Origin of the sequence: Fibrella aquatilis (assembly GCF_017353255.1) — a bacterium.
In the GTDB taxonomy this organism is placed as follows: domain Bacteria; phylum Bacteroidota; class Bacteroidia; order Cytophagales; family Spirosomataceae; genus Fibrella; species Fibrella aquatilis.
In genome coordinates this window covers 17,305-33,373 of sequence record NZ_JAFMYU010000017.1, presented here as the reverse complement: position 1 = coordinate 33,373, position 16,069 = coordinate 17,305, and the positions used below count along the sequence as shown (strand labels likewise).

The 16,069-nt window shown below is 53.9% G+C and carries 16 protein-coding genes; 9 read left to right on the top strand and 7 right to left on the bottom strand.

What is annotated here, in order from left to right; genetic code table 11:
• Nucleotides 1–193 precede the first annotated feature (193 nt).
• Nucleotides 194–496, bottom strand: coding sequence for a hypothetical protein (locus tag J2I48_RS19015; RefSeq protein ID WP_207337073.1), 303 nt, complete (start codon nt 494–496; stop codon nt 194–196).
• Nucleotides 497–1,180: 684 nt separating this feature from the next.
• Between J2I48_RS19015 and J2I48_RS19010 the strand changes: the two genes are divergently transcribed.
• Nucleotides 1,181–2,635, top strand: a complete 1,455-nt coding sequence (locus J2I48_RS19010; RefSeq protein ID WP_207337072.1) for a histidine kinase — start codon at nt 1,181–1,183, stop codon at nt 2,633–2,635.
• A gap of 83 nt (nt 2,636–2,718) precedes the next feature.
• Nucleotides 2,719–3,480: a LytR/AlgR family response regulator transcription factor gene (locus tag J2I48_RS19005; protein WP_207337071.1), complete on the top strand. Its 762-nt coding sequence runs from the start codon at nt 2,719–2,721 to the stop codon at nt 3,478–3,480.
• Nucleotides 3,481–3,598: 118 nt separating this feature from the next.
• Here J2I48_RS19005 and J2I48_RS19000 read toward each other — a convergent pair whose 3' ends face one another.
• On the bottom strand, nt 3,599–6,286 hold the full coding sequence (locus J2I48_RS19000; RefSeq protein ID WP_207337070.1) for an MGH1-like glycoside hydrolase domain-containing protein: 2,688 nt from the start codon (nt 6,284–6,286) through the stop codon (nt 3,599–3,601).
• 105 nt (nt 6,287–6,391) lie between these two features.
• Here J2I48_RS19000 and J2I48_RS18995 point away from each other — a divergent pair, with 105 nt between their 5' ends.
• Nucleotides 6,392–7,156 (top strand): exodeoxyribonuclease III, encoded by a 765-nt coding sequence (locus J2I48_RS18995; RefSeq protein ID WP_207337069.1) that lies wholly within the window; start codon nt 6,392–6,394, stop codon nt 7,154–7,156.
• Nucleotides 7,157–7,181: 25 nt separating this feature from the next.
• On the opposite strand, the gene J2I48_RS18990 is transcribed toward J2I48_RS18995, so the two are convergent.
• The 4 genes from J2I48_RS18990 to J2I48_RS18975 are packed head-to-tail and all read right to left on the bottom strand — an operon-like array spanning nt 7,182 to nt 9,849.
• A complete protein-coding gene (locus J2I48_RS18990; RefSeq protein WP_207337068.1) occupies nt 7,182–7,619 on the bottom strand; it encodes an arsenate reductase ArsC in 438 nt (145 codons plus the stop codon).
• A gap of 38 nt (nt 7,620–7,657) precedes the next feature.
• Nucleotides 7,658–8,545 carry a phosphatase PAP2 family protein gene (locus tag J2I48_RS18985; protein WP_207337067.1) on the bottom strand — a complete coding sequence of 296 codons (888 nt, stop codon included), beginning with the start codon at nt 8,543–8,545 and terminating at the stop codon, nt 7,658–7,660.
• A gap of 35 nt (nt 8,546–8,580) precedes the next feature.
• Nucleotides 8,581–9,474, bottom strand: a complete 894-nt coding sequence (locus J2I48_RS18980; protein ID WP_207337066.1) for an arsenite methyltransferase — start codon at nt 9,472–9,474, stop codon at nt 8,581–8,583.
• Nucleotides 9,475–9,522: 48 nt separating this feature from the next.
• A complete protein-coding gene (locus J2I48_RS18975) occupies nt 9,523–9,849 on the bottom strand; it encodes an ArsR/SmtB family transcription factor (RefSeq protein WP_207337163.1) in 327 nt (108 codons plus the stop codon).
• A gap of 64 nt (nt 9,850–9,913) precedes the next feature.
• On the opposite strand from J2I48_RS18975, the gene J2I48_RS18970 reads away from it, so the two are divergent.
• The 6 genes from J2I48_RS18970 (at nt 9,914) to J2I48_RS18945 (ending at nt 14,934) form a co-directional block, all read left to right on the top strand.
• Nucleotides 9,914–10,495 (top strand): pseudouridine synthase, encoded by a 582-nt coding sequence (locus tag J2I48_RS18970; RefSeq protein WP_207337065.1) that lies wholly within the window; start codon nt 9,914–9,916, stop codon nt 10,493–10,495.
• 105 nt (nt 10,496–10,600) lie between these two features.
• Entirely contained in the window at nt 10,601–11,122 is a 522-nt protein-coding gene (locus J2I48_RS18965; protein ID WP_207337064.1) for an AAA family ATPase, read from the top strand.
• Between the two features lie 163 nt (nt 11,123–11,285).
• Nucleotides 11,286–12,995, top strand: a complete 1,710-nt coding sequence (gene kaiC / locus J2I48_RS18960) for a circadian clock protein KaiC (protein ID WP_207337063.1) — start codon at nt 11,286–11,288, stop codon at nt 12,993–12,995.
• A gap of 28 nt (nt 12,996–13,023) precedes the next feature.
• Entirely contained in the window at nt 13,024–13,317 is a 294-nt protein-coding gene (locus tag J2I48_RS18955) for a circadian clock KaiB family protein (protein WP_229376495.1), read from the top strand.
• A 1-nt stretch (nt 13,318) separates the two neighbouring features.
• Nucleotides 13,319–13,633 (top strand): circadian clock KaiB family protein, encoded by a 315-nt coding sequence (locus J2I48_RS18950; protein ID WP_207337062.1) that lies wholly within the window; start codon nt 13,319–13,321, stop codon nt 13,631–13,633.
• Nucleotides 13,630–14,934, top strand: a complete 1,305-nt coding sequence (locus J2I48_RS18945) for a sensor histidine kinase (protein WP_207337061.1) — start codon at nt 13,630–13,632, stop codon at nt 14,932–14,934. The genes J2I48_RS18950 and J2I48_RS18945 overlap by 4 nt, the downstream gene beginning before the upstream one ends.
• Here the strand turns inward: J2I48_RS18945 and J2I48_RS18940 are convergent.
• Complete coding sequence (locus J2I48_RS18940) at nt 14,912–16,048, bottom strand: glycosyltransferase family 4 protein (protein WP_207337060.1); 1,137 nt, start codon at nt 16,046–16,048, stop codon at nt 14,912–14,914. The two genes, J2I48_RS18945 and J2I48_RS18940, sit on opposite strands and share 23 nt — an antisense overlap.
• Nucleotides 16,049–16,069 lie beyond the last annotated feature (21 nt).

Below are 16,069 nucleotides of genomic sequence, written 5' to 3'. Positions count from 1 at the left end.
ATTGTTGGGTGCTGCTCGTTGCACTCCTTCAGATTCCTGTCGAACGAGGCGCACCCACGCGAAGCTGACTAACAACGCACACAACCGCTGACACTGAGAAGGGGCCGACCCAAGTATACATAAGCTGTTAGACCCACCTACTGCGGTGTTTTTATGTTAAAAGTAGTCAAAATGAATTCGCCTAACTCTATATCTATTTGCAATCTGTTCCCCAAATTATTGTACGAGCTTTTTCAACTGAATCAACTTGAAATTGGGTATAAATATTGCATTTTTTAGCAACATCCATGTAGGAACTATATGCGTAAATTAATTGCTGACAATTTTCTGCGTTTTGTTGCTTATACCACTTTGCTATTGCGTCAGTGTAGGGATTTACTTTGGCATTTATATCAATACCAACGCAATTACTAACTGCTTGTGGGTCAGATTTTCTGCAACCTAACATTAGGATGATACTGAGAAATAGAATATAGTGGAAGAGATTTTTCTGCATATTATTACTGATTAAAATTGATTTCAAGAAGTCATCAATGGTGGGATACCTGCTCAAAGCATTCTCTATTTCTGAGTTTAGCTTGTCACACACTGCTGGCACACGAGCAACCGCCCGCCATCCCCCAAGTTATGCTTGCTTCTCGCGACTTACCAAATATGCAAAAGAGTCAGCTTATCACGTACATAAGTTGTCGCCCGAAAGGCAGCCCGCCAAAAATGCATAGCCGAGGCCCAACACGTTAAAGTACGAAACTTAGCTTAATGTTGATCTCATTGATTATCAGTGAAATTGCCATTAAGCTTAGGTGTTCTGCCGATATTTTACTCTCGGACTCAACCGTTGGCTGAATGTGTTACAATCTTACCCGTCCGGCCTATTCGATGCAACGCTACGGCAAAAAGAATTTTGGTCATTCAGGCCAAAGTGACTATGCGGTTGTGGGACATCGAAGGCTTCCGCGACGGCGGTTAGGCCTAACCACTGCTTCAAGAATGAAAAACAGCTATATCGCTATGATCAGCGGGGGCAAGTCAAGGAAAATAAACGATTCGTTATCAGCTACATGGTCCGTACCGCCGTTTACCAAACTCATCCAGTCAACTGCCCTGTTTGTCTGAAATGGCTGGGTAGGCACGGGCGGTTGCCGTATGTTTGAATTCCAACGAATTACGTGCCTTCCCTATGACTCGTGAACAGCTTATTCAACGCACCACCGGGGCCAAACGCCTGCAAATGCGGGGGCAGGCGCTCAAGGGGTTCGACTTTAGCGAGATGGACCTGACCGGGGTTGATTTTCGCTTCTGCGATCTCCGCCGGGCCAACTTCGAGGGGGCCACGCTGCGCAAGGCCGATCTGAGTTTTGCCAGCCTGCGCGGGGCTAACTTCGCCGGGGCCGACCTTCAGGATGCCGATCTTAGTTTCAGCGACCTGTCGAACAGCAACCTGAATGGGGCCAACATCACGGGGACCATCATGAACTTTGCTGTGGTGACTGCCGCGCCTGATCCTGGGCGTACCGAGCCGCTGACGTTGGCCAAACTGCTGCAAAAACCGGGCTGGGGCGTGCTCATTGGCATGTTCATGAGCGCCCTGGCTGTCTATGGCATGAGCGGCATCATCTATTTCTCCAGCCAGATTGCTACCATTAAAGACCCGGTGCTGGCCCAGTTTTATCGGTTTTTGGTTACCCAGAATATGCTGCTGGGGGCCACGGTTTTTCTAGTAGTGTGGTCGCTCTCGTCCTGGCTCGATCATATGTTTAAGGCCCTCTGGAAACGCCACCTTCTGGCCTCAATAGCCACCTTCATTGCCATTATCATTATCAGCTTTGTGGCGTTCATGTGGCTGGGGAAATCGGCTATTGACGTGCTCATGCAACGGCCTGGTTTTGGTCGGGACTACGTGCCTTCATGGGCCTACATGGCATCATATATGTTGGTGGCCAACTTGTTTCTGTACATCCTGCGGCAGGGGAGGCAGCTGACCCGCAAACTGAGCGAACAGGAATACCAGTTGCTGAACATGGAGAAACTGAAAACCCGCGCCGAACTGGATGCCCTACAGGCTAAAATCAACCCTCATTTCCTCTACAACGCTCTCAACAGCATTGCCAGCCTGGTGCACGAAGACCCCGACAAGGCCGAAACCATGACCTTGCTGCTCTCGAAACTATTCCGCTATAGCACCGGCCGCGACGGCAGCATGTTCACTACCCTGGCCGAAGAACTGGAAATGGTGAAAACCTACCTGCAAGTGGAACAGGTGCGCTTTGGCGACCGGCTGTCGTTTGAGATCGAAGGCGGTAATGAGGTGGTCAATGCCATGACTATTCCGCAGTTTTTGTTGCAGCCGCTGGTCGAGAACGCCATTAAACACGGCATCAGCAAGCGGGCGGGCAACGGCTGTATCCGCATCAGCATCCGCGAGGAAGCCGACTGGCTTTGCCTGAGCGTGCACGACAATGGCCCAGCCTTTGCCGAGAGCATGAGCGGTGGCTACGGCTTGCGCAGTATCCAGGACAAACTCCGCCTGCTCTACGGCGACGATGCCCGCGTAGAACTCCAGAATGAACCCCTGAAGCAAGTGTGTATCTGGCTGAAAAAGAGCAAGTTAATAGTGGTGAGTGATAAGCGCTAAGTGATGAGTTTGCTGCCGCCTGAATAGTTACGCTGGCGGCAGCAAACTCATCACTTAGCGCTCAGCACTTACCACTCAAGATTATGACCACTATACTCATCGACGACGAACCGCTGGCGATTAGCCGGTTGAAGCGGCTACTGGCCAATCATGCCGACACGTTTACCATTATTGGCGAGGCGCATAACGGGGCCGAGGGGCTGACGTTGGTAGAGGCCAAACGGCCTGACGTGATCTTTCTGGACATTGAAATGCCCCTGCTCAATGGCTTCGAGATGCTGGGGCGGCTGTCGTACATGCCAATGGTAATCTTCGCCACCGCCTACGACCAATACGCTATCCGGGCGTTTGAAGAAAACTCCGTCGACTACCTGCTGAAGCCCATCGAGGCGGAACGACTGAATCGTACAGTGCAGAAAATCAGCGCGTTGGCAGGCCAGCAGCAGGCGGCGGCCAATCCCTATGCCGATAACCTGATGCAGTTGCTGGAGCGCATGAAACCCAAAAAAGAACTGTTTTCGATTTCAGTAAAGTCCGGCGATAAGATCCTGCTGATACCTCTGGCCGAGATTGCCTTTTTCGAGGCCGAAGAGAAATACGTCTTCCTCGCCACCATCGACGGGCAGAAATACCTGACCTCCTACACGATCACGAACCTGGACGAAAAACTGCCCGACACCTTCGCCCGCGTCAGCCGGTCTACCATTGTCAACATCCACCGCATCCGCGAGTGCCAGAAACACTTCGACGGCAAGTACATCCTCACCCTCACCGACAAAAAAGCCACCCGCCTTACCACTGGCAGCACCTACGCCGAAACCGTACGGCGGCTACTGGAACTGTGAAGGGAAAGAGTTAGTGATGAGTGATGAGCGGTAAGTGATGAGTTTGCTGCCGCCAGCGTATTATTTGTGCGGCAGCAAACTCATCACTTACCGCTCATCACTCATCACTAACTCTTTCCTACTCCCACTCCCAGGCGTCATCATTAATCAGCTCAGCTACTACGCCGGTCCAGCCGGTTTGGTGGCTTGCGCCGATGCCCTGGGCGGTGTCGCCGTGGAAATATTCGTAGAAGAGGAGCAGGGCCTTGTTTTCGGGGCGCTGGTAGAATGGGTTAAACGGCCCGTGCACCGGGCGGCTGCCATCGGGTTGGGTTTCAAACACCGACACAATGCGCTGGGCCAAGGCGTCGGACACCTGCTCCAGATTCATGCGGTTGCCCGATCCCGTCGGAAACTCAACCGTTAGCGAATCGCCGTAGAACTGATGGTATTTCTTTAGCGACTTGATAAACAGGTAATTAAGAGGCATCCAGACCGGCCCACGCCAGTTGGAGTTACCGCCAAACAAGTTGCTGTCTGAGTCGCCGGGTACGTAATTAATGGCGTAGGTATTGCCGTAAACGCTGATCTGATAGGGGTGCTGCTCGTGGTATTTCGACAAGGCACGGATGCCCCCCGGCGAGAGAAATTCGGTCTCGTCGAGCATGACAGACAGCAGTTTTTCAAGCCGATCTTTCGACACCAGCGACAGCAGAATGTCGCCGTCTTCGGTCACGCGCTGATCGGGCATGGGCAGGTTGAGGCCTGTGCGATAGGTTTGAAAATACTGCGCCCGCTTCAAAAAATCCGACAGCGGTTCGCTCTTGTGGCGCCTCACGATAGACACCGCAAACAGCACCGATAACCCCACCACCGACCGTACCTCCAGCGTGACGGGCTTGCCCGACGTGGGGTAAAGGCGGTCGTAATAAAAATGGTCATCCTCGTCCCAGAGGGCCTCGTTCAGGCTCTCGGCAATGATGACAAAGTGCTCGTAGAATTTGGTGGCGATGTCTTCAAAGGTAGGGTCGTGGCGGCTGATTTCTAGGGCCATATCCATCATGTTAAGGGCATACATAGCCATCCAGGCGGTGGCGTCGGCCTGTTCCAGCCGGGTGCCGTCGGGCAGGTTGCTGCGGTCAATCACGCCAATATTGTCGAGGCCCAGAAAGCCCCCGCCAAAAACGTTGTCTTCTTCCAGATCCTGCCGGTTGGTCCACCACGTGAAGTTGATGAGCAGCTTTTGAAACACCCGTTTCAGAAACTGGATGTCTTCGTTTTTGTAAATCGCCCGCTCCAACCGATACACCGACAGCGCCGCCCACGCCTGTACGGGCGGGTTTACGTCCGAAAACTTCCACTCGTAGGCCGGTATCTGCCCCGTGGGACTCATGTACCACTCGCGCATGAGCAGGATCAGCTGATTTTTGGCAAAGACGGGGTCTACCATCGCCAGCGGAACAGTATGAAACGCCAGGTCCCAGGCTGCATACCATGGGTATTCCCACTTGTCGGGCATCGAGATGACGTCTTCATTATTAAGGTGTTGCCAGGCAGCGTTGCGGCCCAGCCAGCGTTCGGGTGGGGGGGCGGGTTGGTCAGGATCGCCGCGTAGCCAGTGCGGAATGTCGTAGTGGTAGTACTGTTTGCTCCAAAGCATACCCGCCAGCGCCTGCCGCTGAATCTGCATTAGTTCGGGCGAGGCACCGATGGGGGAAAGGGGCGCGTAGAACAGGTCAGCCTCGCGTTGTCGGTCGGCGAACACCTGTGTAAATGGTGCGCCAAACGGCTGTATCTGAATAAGTTTGCTTAATCGCAGGCAGACCACCGCTGTCTCGCCCGGCTCGATTTGCCGCTTGTATACCGGCGCGAATTTGGTACCCGCTTCATTGTCGCGCAGCAGTTCGCAGAGGTAGTCATTCTTCCCAGCTACGGCCTCATGGAAGGCATCTTTCACAAACGGCGTGTCCGGGCCGGCGTACCGGTTGGGCTGACCGTAGAGGCGCTTTGTATTCGTCTCATTATCAGTCATTAAGGCCAGGTCCGTAGGTTCGTAGTAGAGGTAGTAATTGCCCGTGCGCGGGTGGCTCACAAACACGTTGCCCGCCGTGGGTGCATCGGGCCGACGGCTGATGGTGGGGCGCGGTTTGTCAGGCTCGAACTGCCAGCGGTTGCGGCACCAGATCGTAGGCAGCAGTGTCAGCGAGGCCGCGTCGGGACCGTGGTTAGTGGCCGAAATACGAATGCACACATCGTCGGAATCGTGCTTGGCATATTCCACCAGCACGTCGAAGTAGCGGCCTTCTTCGAATACGCCCGTGTGCAGAATCTCGAATTCGGGATCGGCTTTGGTGCGGCGAGCGTTTTCGTGCAGCAGCCATTCGTAGGGAAACCGGGCCTGTGGGTACTTGTAGAGGCCTTTCATGTACGAATGCGTGGGCGTGTTGTCGAGGTAGTAGTATAGCTCTTTTACGTCTTCACCGTGGTTGCCTTCGTGGTTGGTCAGGCCAAAGAGCCGTTCTTTCAGGATGGGGTCCTGCCCGTTCCAGAGCGCCAGCCCGAAGCAAACGTTCATCCGGCTATCGGCCAGGCCCATCAGCCCGTCTTCGCCCCAGCGGTACACCCGGCTCCGGGCCTGATCGTGGGTGAAGTAGTTCCAGGCATCGCCATTGGTCGAGTAGTCTTCGCGCACCGTACCCCATTGACGGTCAGATAGATACGGTCCCCACTTTTCAAGCGGCACGGTCTTTTTGGCATTTTCCTGCAACCGGTCCAGCTCAGGATTCGGGGGTACAGCCGGCGTGGTGATGGGTGATTTCCTGGACATAACGTAATAGCTTTCTACAAACTTAACCGCCCACCAAGCCGCTTGTTAGCAAAAACACCTCATGCGGCACGGATAGACGATAGCAATCTCGATATTTGCCACTCTATGCGACTAGTTACCTACAATGTAAATGGGATACGGGCGGCCATCAAAAACGGCCTGATCGATTGGCTTCGCGAGCAACCCGCCGATGTGCTTTGTTTTCAGGAAGTGAAAGCCACCCACGACGTAGTCGACCTCGCTCCGTTCGAGGCGCTGGGCTACAGCTACCACTGGCATGCCGCCGAAAAGAAGGGCTATTCGGGCGTGGCTACGTTCTCGAAACTACCCGCCGACTACGCCGTACTGGGCTGTGGACTAACACATTACGACTGTGAAGGACGAATTTTGCGCACCGACTTCGGTGATGTTACGGTGCTGAACTGCTATTTCCCGTCGGGCACCACAGGCGACCTGCGACAGGGCGTGAAGATGGGTTTCCTGACCGATTTCTATGACTACGTGCAGAACCTGCGGCAGGAGCGGCCCAACCTGATTGTGGTGGGCGACTACAACATTGCCCATACCGAACTGGACATCCACGACCCGGTGCGCAACAAAAACACCACCGGCTTTTTGCCCGAAGAACGCGCCTGGATGGACCGCTGGTTTGCGTCGGGCTTTGTCGATGCTTTCCGCGCCACTCACCCCGACGAGGTAGCCTATAGCTGGTGGAGCTACCGCGCCGGGGCACGCGCCAACAACAAAGGCTGGCGTATTGACTACATCTCGCTCACCGAAACCCTCCGCCCCCGCCTCCGCGACGCCGGCCACCACCCCGAAGCCATCCACTCCGACCACGGGCCGGTGTGGGCGGAAGTGAAAGAGTGAATGGTGAAAGAGCGAAAGAGTGCTGTCAGGTTAGGGAACCTGACAGCACTCTTTCACTTATAAACCCCTCGCTAAACGCCCGGATATCATTGCGGACCTGGCGGTAGACGGCCATGATCTCGTCGGGGGTGCCGGTAGCTTTAGAGGGGTCGGTGAAGTTGTGGTGGGTTCTGTTGGTGCGGCCAATCCAGACAGGGCAACGCTCGGCGGCGGAATCGCAGACGGTGATCACGAAGTTGATGGGCAGTTGGGCGTAGTCATCAACGTGGTTAGACGTGTGGTGGCTGATGTCGATTCCGTCTTCGGCCATTACCTGCACGGCCTTGGGGTTGAGACCGTGGGTTTCTACCCCTGCGCTAAGCACCGTGGCCCGCTCCCCGGCAAAATGCTGAAGATACCCATGCGCCATTTGCGACCGTGTGGAATTACCCGTGCAGAGCACCAGAATCGTTTGTTTAGCCATCAGTAGTGAACGAAAAATGTAAGTGGGAACAGAAAAAATCAGCGGCTACTGACCAGCCTTTTGGCGGTTATTTCGGCTTTCGCCTTGGCCAGATCGGCCCGAAATTTAGGCTGTTTCATTAACTCATTCACAAACCGACGCGCCCACACCCGCGACACGTCTGAATCACTTGGGTAGTGTACGCCGATGACTTCGCGTGAATAGGCCATTTCGGCAGCCATTTTCAGGAATTCTGGCGCTAAGTCGGGCGCTAACTCGCTCATTACGTAGGCGTTGGCGTAGGAAGCGGCCGAGTGCCCACTGGGGTATGCCGGGTGGCCGGGGCGTTCAACGGGGGCCAGTCCAGGCTCCAGCGCGTAGGGACGGGGCCGCATGAACCGGTACTTCAACGTGAAAAAATAATATGTCGCGTCCTGATATACTCCCGTCAGCAGGGTTGCCGTAAGGGGCAGGTTGGCATGGGTATACCAGTTTCCCAGCGGACTGCCCACGTGAAAGAGGCTATTCCAGTTGCGGGCGTAGTCGGGGTCGTAGGGGTTGCTGGTGGTGGGGCTGTGGTAGATAGCAGCCAGGGCTGTGTAGCGGGCTACTTGCTCGGGCGTTCGTTTGGCCTGAAGGTCCAGCATAAAATCCAGTTCCGCCCGGGTTTGGTCCGATGAGTTGGCGGGTGGGGTGGGCACGGTCAGCAGCGCGGGCACGTCGGTGGGGAGGTATACGCCCCGCAACCGGGTACTCACAAACGACCCTTTGCTGGCATCCTGCATACGGAACCGCACGGTGTCGAGCGCAGCCCGGGCAGGGTTGGGTGTTTTCGAGAAGACTGCCAGCGTCAGGTAATGACCCATTGCCGGGCTTGTTGGTCGAACCTGCGCCTGTGACGGGACCAGGTAAAACAGGCTCATGAGGAGTGTGAAGGTGGTTTTCATCTGAAATTAGCGGTTGGGATTAAAAAACACCTTGATCAATCGCAGCAGCCCGACCCTGGGCAGCACACGGGCGTGGCGGTCTGACCTGGTTTTTCGGCGTAGAGCGTGATGCTGAAAATGCCCCGTCCGGTTTGTTGGTAGGCCGTAATTTCATCGGCGGTGAGGTAGCTAAGCAGCAGGTCGTGCGGTAAGTCGATCACCTTTTGCTTCTGAATCTGGAGGTTCACAAAGCCCGCGTCTACCACCAGTTGCAGGTAATCGGTTTGCTGAATAGCCCCCGACACGCAGCCCGCATATAGTTCAGCGTCGCGTTGCAGGCCATCGGGCAGGGCACCCACCAGCACAATGTCGGAGATGCTGAAATGACCACCGGGTTTCAGGATGCGGAAGGTCTCGGCAAAGGCCTGAGCCTTGTTGGGTACCAGGTTCATCACACAGTTGCTCACCACCACATCGGCCAGGGCGGCGGGCAGGGGCATGGCCTCAATGTCGCCATAGACAAACTCTACGTTGTTGAATCCCAAGGTTTTGGCGTTGTGACGGGCGCGGTCAATCATGGGTGCTGTCATGTCCAGCCCAATCACACGACCCGTTTCTCCGGTTTCGGCGCGGGCCACAAAACAATCATTACCCGCCCCAGCACCCAGGTCGACCACCACGTCGCCGGGCTTGATCTGAGCAAACTGCGTAGGCAGACCACAACCCAAACCCAGGTCGGCCTCGGCGGCATAACCGGCCATGGTGGTGTATTCGTCGTTCATCAGAATACTATACGACGCGTCGGTGCTGGCGGGTCCGCAGCAGCTGGTGGGGCTGCAGCAACTAGCCACGGGTACGCCCAGCGCACTGTCGGTCAGGGCAATGTCGGCATACTTTTGACGGACGATGGCCTTCAGGGCATCGCCAGTGGATTGGTCTGTTGTTGTCATGATTGTGATTGGTTTAATGTAATATTACGATTGAATAGGGCAAAAAAATTAGCAGCAGGTGTTTTGTTCAAAAAGGGCCAGCAGTGCGCCGAATGTGGCTTTTGCCTCTTCCCAAACGGCTTCGTTGATACAGTAGCACACTCGTGGCGGCTGCACATTGCCTTTAATGATGCCAATGCGACTGAGCTCTTTCAAGTGTTGCGACACCGTGGCCTGCGACAGGGGCAGTACATCCACCAGGTCGCCGCAAATGCAGGACTGAGTTTTGGCCAAATGCTGCAAAATGGCTACCCTTGCCGGATGAGCAAACGCTTTGGCCAGTTCGGCTATGCGGCTTTGTTCAGCCGTAAATAGTTCTGTCTTTGTGACACCCATGCCCAAAGGTAGGGGCATTTTTATTAATCGTACTATTGCGATTATCTATTTTTTTTCGTGCTCGATGCATTACCTCATCTACAAGCCCTTCAACATGCTGTCGCAGTTTTCACCCGAAGGGGAGAAGGCTACCCTGGCCGACCTGCCCTATAGTTTCCGGCGGGATGTCTACCCCGTGGGGCGACTCGACGCCGACTCGGAAGGGTTATTGCTACTCACCAGCGATAAGTCAGTGAACCATCGGCTGCTCAACCCGCGCTTTGCCCACGCTCGCACCTACTACGTGCAGGTAGATGGGGCCATCACAGACGAAGCGATACATCAACTAGCTGATGGTGTGACGATTACGATTGATGGTAAGCCCCACCAAACCCTGCCCGCCCAAGCTCGTCGCCTCACTGAGGAACCCGATTTGCCGCCACGTAACCCCCCCATCCGTTTCCGGGCCAACATCCCTACGTCGTGGATTGCGCTGACATTGACAGAAGGCAAAAATCGGCAGGTGCGCAAGATGACCGCCGCCGTGGGTTTCCCCACGCTTCGCCTGGTCCGCTGGGCCATAGGCCACCTCACCGCCGCCAACATGCGCCCCGGCGACGTGCAAGTGCTGAGTGATACGGAGGTGAGCGAATTGGTGAAAGAGTGAAAGACAGAAAGAGTGGCGTTGTCGCTTGGCTAGGCGCCCCTCACTTTTCACCATCCACCCCTCACCCTTCGCCCCTCACTCTTTCGCTCTTTCTGTCTTTCACTCATGTTAAAAATCTGCCTCTACGGCCCCGAAAGCGTCGGGAAGACTACCATGGCCCGAAAACTGGCGGCTCATTACCAGACCGTTTTTGTGCCCGAAGTAGCCCGCGACCTGATCACGTCCAACGACCTGACCACCGATGATTATGCCCGCATTGCCGTGGCGCAGACCGAGGCCATGCAACTGGCCGAGCCGCTGGCTAACCGGGTGCTTATTTACGATACCGACCTGCTCACCACCCAGCTTTACGCCACCGTCTATGGCGTGCCGCATCCGCCCATCTTAGACCAACTGGCCGCGCAGGAGCAGTTCGACGCCTATTTTCTGCTCAATACCGATGTACCCTGGGTGGCAGATGGCCTGCGTGACCTGGGGCACCGGCGAGCCGAATTGTTTGCCCTGTTCGAGCAGGCCCTACGTGACCACAACCGGGCCTATACGCTTATTTCAGGGGCTAGTTACGACCAGCGTCTGGCCACGGTTATCTACCATATAGATGCCCTGCTGACTCAGGAACGTCTTTAACTAGCCTGTTTGTACTTATTTGGTTTTCAATAGCTTAGCCGGCTAAACCTCTTAAGCTCAATTAGGTTTACATACCATGCCTTGGTTAGCTGGCCGTTCCAAGCTAGAATAAGCTAGGCAGTCTGGCAAGAATTGTGTTGATTTGTTTGAAACACTCTCGTTAATGAATCAGGAAACTGGCAAGAATACTGACGCACCACTCACGATCCTCCCCAAATCACCCACTGGTGTCACAGGCTTAGACGAAATCACGGGCGGTGGCATACCCAAAGGTCGCCCTACGCTGGTTTGCGGGGCGGCGGGTTGTGGCAAAACCCTGTTGTCTGTCGAATTTATAGTACGCGGTGCGCTTGACTACGGTGAGCCTGGCGTCTTTATGGCGTTTGAAGAAAAATCGGACGAGCTAACCACCAACGTTGCGTCATTGGGGTTCGATCTGGCTGACCTACAGGCCCGAAAGCTGCTGAAGATTGACCATGTTCATATTGACCGGAGCGAGATTGAAGAAACCGGCGAATATGACCTTGAAGGCCTCTTTATCCGCCTCGGTTATGCCATAGATAGTATTGGAGCCAAACGCGTGGTGCTCGACACCATCGAAAATCTCTTTGCGGGTCTCTCGAATATGGCCGTGCTGCGGGCCGAACTCCGCAGGCTGTTTACATGGCTGAAAGACAAAGGCGTAACCACCATCATCACCGGCGAAAAGGGGGACGGGTCGCTCACGCGGCAGGGCCTGGAAGAATACGTTTCCGACTGCGTTATCCTGCTGGAGCACCGGGTATCCAATCAGATCTCCACTCGCCTGCTGCGCATTGTCAAATATCGCGGGTCTACCCACGGCACCAATGAATACCCCTTCCTGATCGACGAAGATGGGATCTCGGTGCTGCCCGTTACCTCACTCACGCTCGACCACCCGGTGTCATCGGAACGGATTTCGTCGGGTATTCCGTCGCTCGATAAGATGCTCGATAACAAGGGCTATTTCAGGGGAAGCAGTCTGCTGGTGTCGGGCACGGCGGGCACGGGAAAATCGAGCATTGCTTCTACGTTTGCCTACGCTACCTGCCTGCGTGGTGAGCGGTGTCTGTATTTTGCTTTCGAAGAATCGCCCCAGCAGATCGTACGGAACATGGGGTCTATTGGCCTCGACCTTCAGCAGTTCGTAAACAATGGCCTGCTTCAGTTTCATGCTGCTCGCCCCACGCTAAACGGCCTTGAAATGCACCTGGTGGCCATCTATAAGCTGGTTAACGCCTTGAAACCGTCGGTGGTTATTCTTGATCCCATTACCAACCTGATTACCGTAGGGTCGGTGAGTGAAGTGAAATCCATGCTGATTCGCCTGATCGACTTTCTGCAAAGCCAGCAGGTGACGGTCATGTTTACGGCCCTTACGCTGAACAACATTGTAAATGAACAAACTGACGAGGGGGTCTCGTCGCTGGTGGATGCCTGGCTGTTAGTGCGCGACATCGAGAGCAACGGCGAACGCAACCGGGGGTTGTACGTGATGAAATCGCGGGGGATGAAACACTCCAATCAGGTGCGCGAATTTGTGATTACCGACAATGGGCTGGAACTGATTGACGTCTACCTGGGTGCCGAAGGCGTGCTGACTGGCTCGGCGCGGATTGCCCAGCAGCTACAGGAAGCCACCGGCGTAGCCCTGCGCGACCACGCGGTAAGCCGAAAAGATCGCGAGATTGAACGGAAACGGACCGTACTCGAATCGAAAATTGCGTCGCTGCAGGAAGAGTTCGAATCGGTACAGGATGAACTAAATAAAACATACGTGGAAGATGATCTTCGGAAGGAGATCATGGAGAAAAATCGGGAACAAATGACCCGGTCCCGGCACGATGACTAACCACACACCGCTACACAACTACAACGTTATGACCATGACAGACAATTTTTGGGAACTGCGACTCTACGTCGCCGGAAAAACCGCTAAATCAACGGCGGCGCTGGCTAACCTGCGCCGGTATTGTGAAGAACACGTGCCCAACCAGTACAAAATAGAAGTGATAGACCTGCTGGTTCATCCACAACTGGCCGAAGGTGACCAGATTTTGGCTATTCCTACATTGGTGAAAAAAATTCCCGAGCCGATTCGGAAAATTATTGGCGACCTCTCTAACGAAGAAAAAGTGCTGGTTGGCCTAAACATTATTCCGGCAACGCATTAGTATGAGTGAACAATCGGAATCGTGGGATGATGAGTTGGACGCAGCCAATGAGCTGTACGTGCTTCGCCTGTTTATCACCGGAGTGTCTGTTAATTCGGTGCGGGCACTGACCAACATCAAGCATATCTGCGAAACCCGTCTGGCGGGTCGCTACTCACTGGAAATCATCGACGTGCATCAGCAGAAAGAGCTGGCCGAAGAGGCGCAACTTGTTGCGCTGCCCATGCTCATTAAAGAACTGCCCCTGCCCGTACGCCGCCTAATCGGCGACATGTCTGACACGAAGCTGGTTTTAACTGTATTAGGACTGTCATGAGCGTAATGCCAACGTATGCGCAGCTTCTGGCCGAAAACGAGCACCTGCGAATCCAGATCGCAGAGGCCACCGAAACGATAGAAGCAATCCGGTCGGGGCAGGTCGATGCGTTGGTGGTGGAAAGTGACCAGGGCTACGAACTCTACACCCTGAAAACGGCCGATCAGACCTACCGTGTTTTCATTGAAACCATGAATGAAGGGGCCGTGACGCTCAATCAGGATGGCCTTATTTTATACGCCAATTCTATGTTTGCCACTATGGTGGGCATGCCACTCTCTAAGGTGCTGGGCCTTTCTTTTGGTAAGTTCGTCACCGAAGGCGATCTGGCATCATTCAAACAGTTGTTTGAACAGGGCTGGATCGAAAACCACAAGCTGGAACTGGTGCTGGCTGGTACCTCCCGGCAAGTGCCCTGCCTGCTGTCTGTCACCGCGCTTGACCTCGACGATGGCCGTTGCCTGAGCGTTGTCCTCACCGACCTGACCGATCAAATAGAGCAGCAGAAACAGCTCACTGTCAACAACGAGCGGCTGCATAGTGCCATCAATGCGCTGGAAATGAGCAATTTAGCTCTGAACCGGTCGAATCAAAACCTACAGGAGTTTGCCTATGTGGCCAGTCACGATTTGCAGGAGCCGCTTCGTAAAATTCAGCAGTTTGGTTCGTTGCTGAAGACTACGTATCTGGCCGAACTGGGCGTTGAGGGCGTAGATCTGGTGAGCCGTATGGAATCGGCCGCCAGCCGCATGTCTGTACTAATTCGTGATCTGCTCGATTATTCCAGGCTTACGCGCCCCATTGCGGCCTTTAAACCCCAGGCGCTCAACGCGTTGGTGGGTGGGGTATTGGCCGAACTAGACCTGATGGTACAGGACAAACAGGCTGTTATGGAGGTGCATGACTTGGGAATGGTGCCTGGCGAACCTACCCAACTGGCGCAGGTGTTTCGTAATCTCCTTACCAACGCCCTTAAGTTTGTTAAGCCTGGTACGACACCCTACATCTGTATTTCCCGTCAGGAAATAGGCCGCTCCGAACTGCCAGCGGTCTACCAGCCTATTGGCAGTCAGGAGCTGTTTTGCGCCATTCGTGTAGTCGACAACGGCATCGGGTTTGACCCCCGGCAGGCCGAACGCATCTTTGGTACGTTCCAGCGGCTGCACGGCATGCGGCAGTACCCCGGTACGGGCATTGGACTGGCCATTGTGAAAAAAGTGGCTGAGAACCACGGTGGCTACGTCCTCGCCGAAAGCACCCCCGGCCAGGGGGCTACCTTCACGCTCTACCTGCCGGTATAGCGCAATCATATTCGTTTTGCAGTGTGCTACGCATCATAGCCAGATAGGCAGGCTTCAATACATCCCAGGAAAAATTGTTATAGGCATATGTGTGGTAGTCTTGCCGGGCACTGTCTGATACTGGATTCGCTAAAAGTTGCTGCAACAGGCCAGCCAACGCTCCTTCTTTGGTAAAGTCTGCGAAATGACCGTGAGTAGACAACAGTTCGCGCGTAAGCTCATGGTCGTGCGCACAAACGGGCAGTCCTGCATGTAATGCCTCAATATACACCCTGCCAAATCCCTCTCTCAGTGAGCCTAAAACAAAAATGTCAGCACAGGCATAGTATAAAGCTACCTCTTTCTGAGGAACTGTTTTTATCGTGAAATTAGTGCCGAGTTTCTCTTTAGCCAATGCTATAATTGGAGCCGTTTCCTGCTCATCTATCTGGCCTAGCATAATCAAATAAATGTCCTCTAATCCAGCTACTTCGTCAATTACATAATTCATTCGCTTGTGCAACCTATTGATAGCACCCACAGAGATAATAATTTTTTTCGCTGTTGGAATACCCAGTCTTATTTTCAGGTACTCTATTTCGTGAGTAGGTAATCTATGGTCTGAGCGGTTGAAATTAAAGCCGTAGGGCACAACCGTATGTTTGGCAGACGGCTCTCCGTAGCGGATGGCTTCATGTTGGTGTAAATGAGTGAGTTGATGAACATAATCAAAGCGGTATGGTGGTCCGCTCGGCCCGCCATTGGAAAAAAGTACCTTGTATGACAAACGAAAAAGCTTTTTTAAACGCATCAAATAACGCGCCCCAAACGAGTCACTAATCAGAATTACAGTAGGACGACCTGTAAATAGTTTTGATAGCAAGGATAATATAAAGGTGAAATTCTCCAATCTGTAAGCCAAATCCATACCTACTAATTTCAGGGTATAGCTTCTTGGTATATTCCAGCAAACATGTATATTATTTGCTGCCTGAGCCGATCCTCCACCTTTAAACAAAAAGAACGTTAATTCGCTGTCTTCTCCCGACAGTGCAGTAAAGCATTCCTGAGCAAATGATTCAAATCCACGGTTTACACGTCCTAAACCGGGACAAACTATATAGACGTTGGCCATGTGTTTCATTTGATGCAGGAT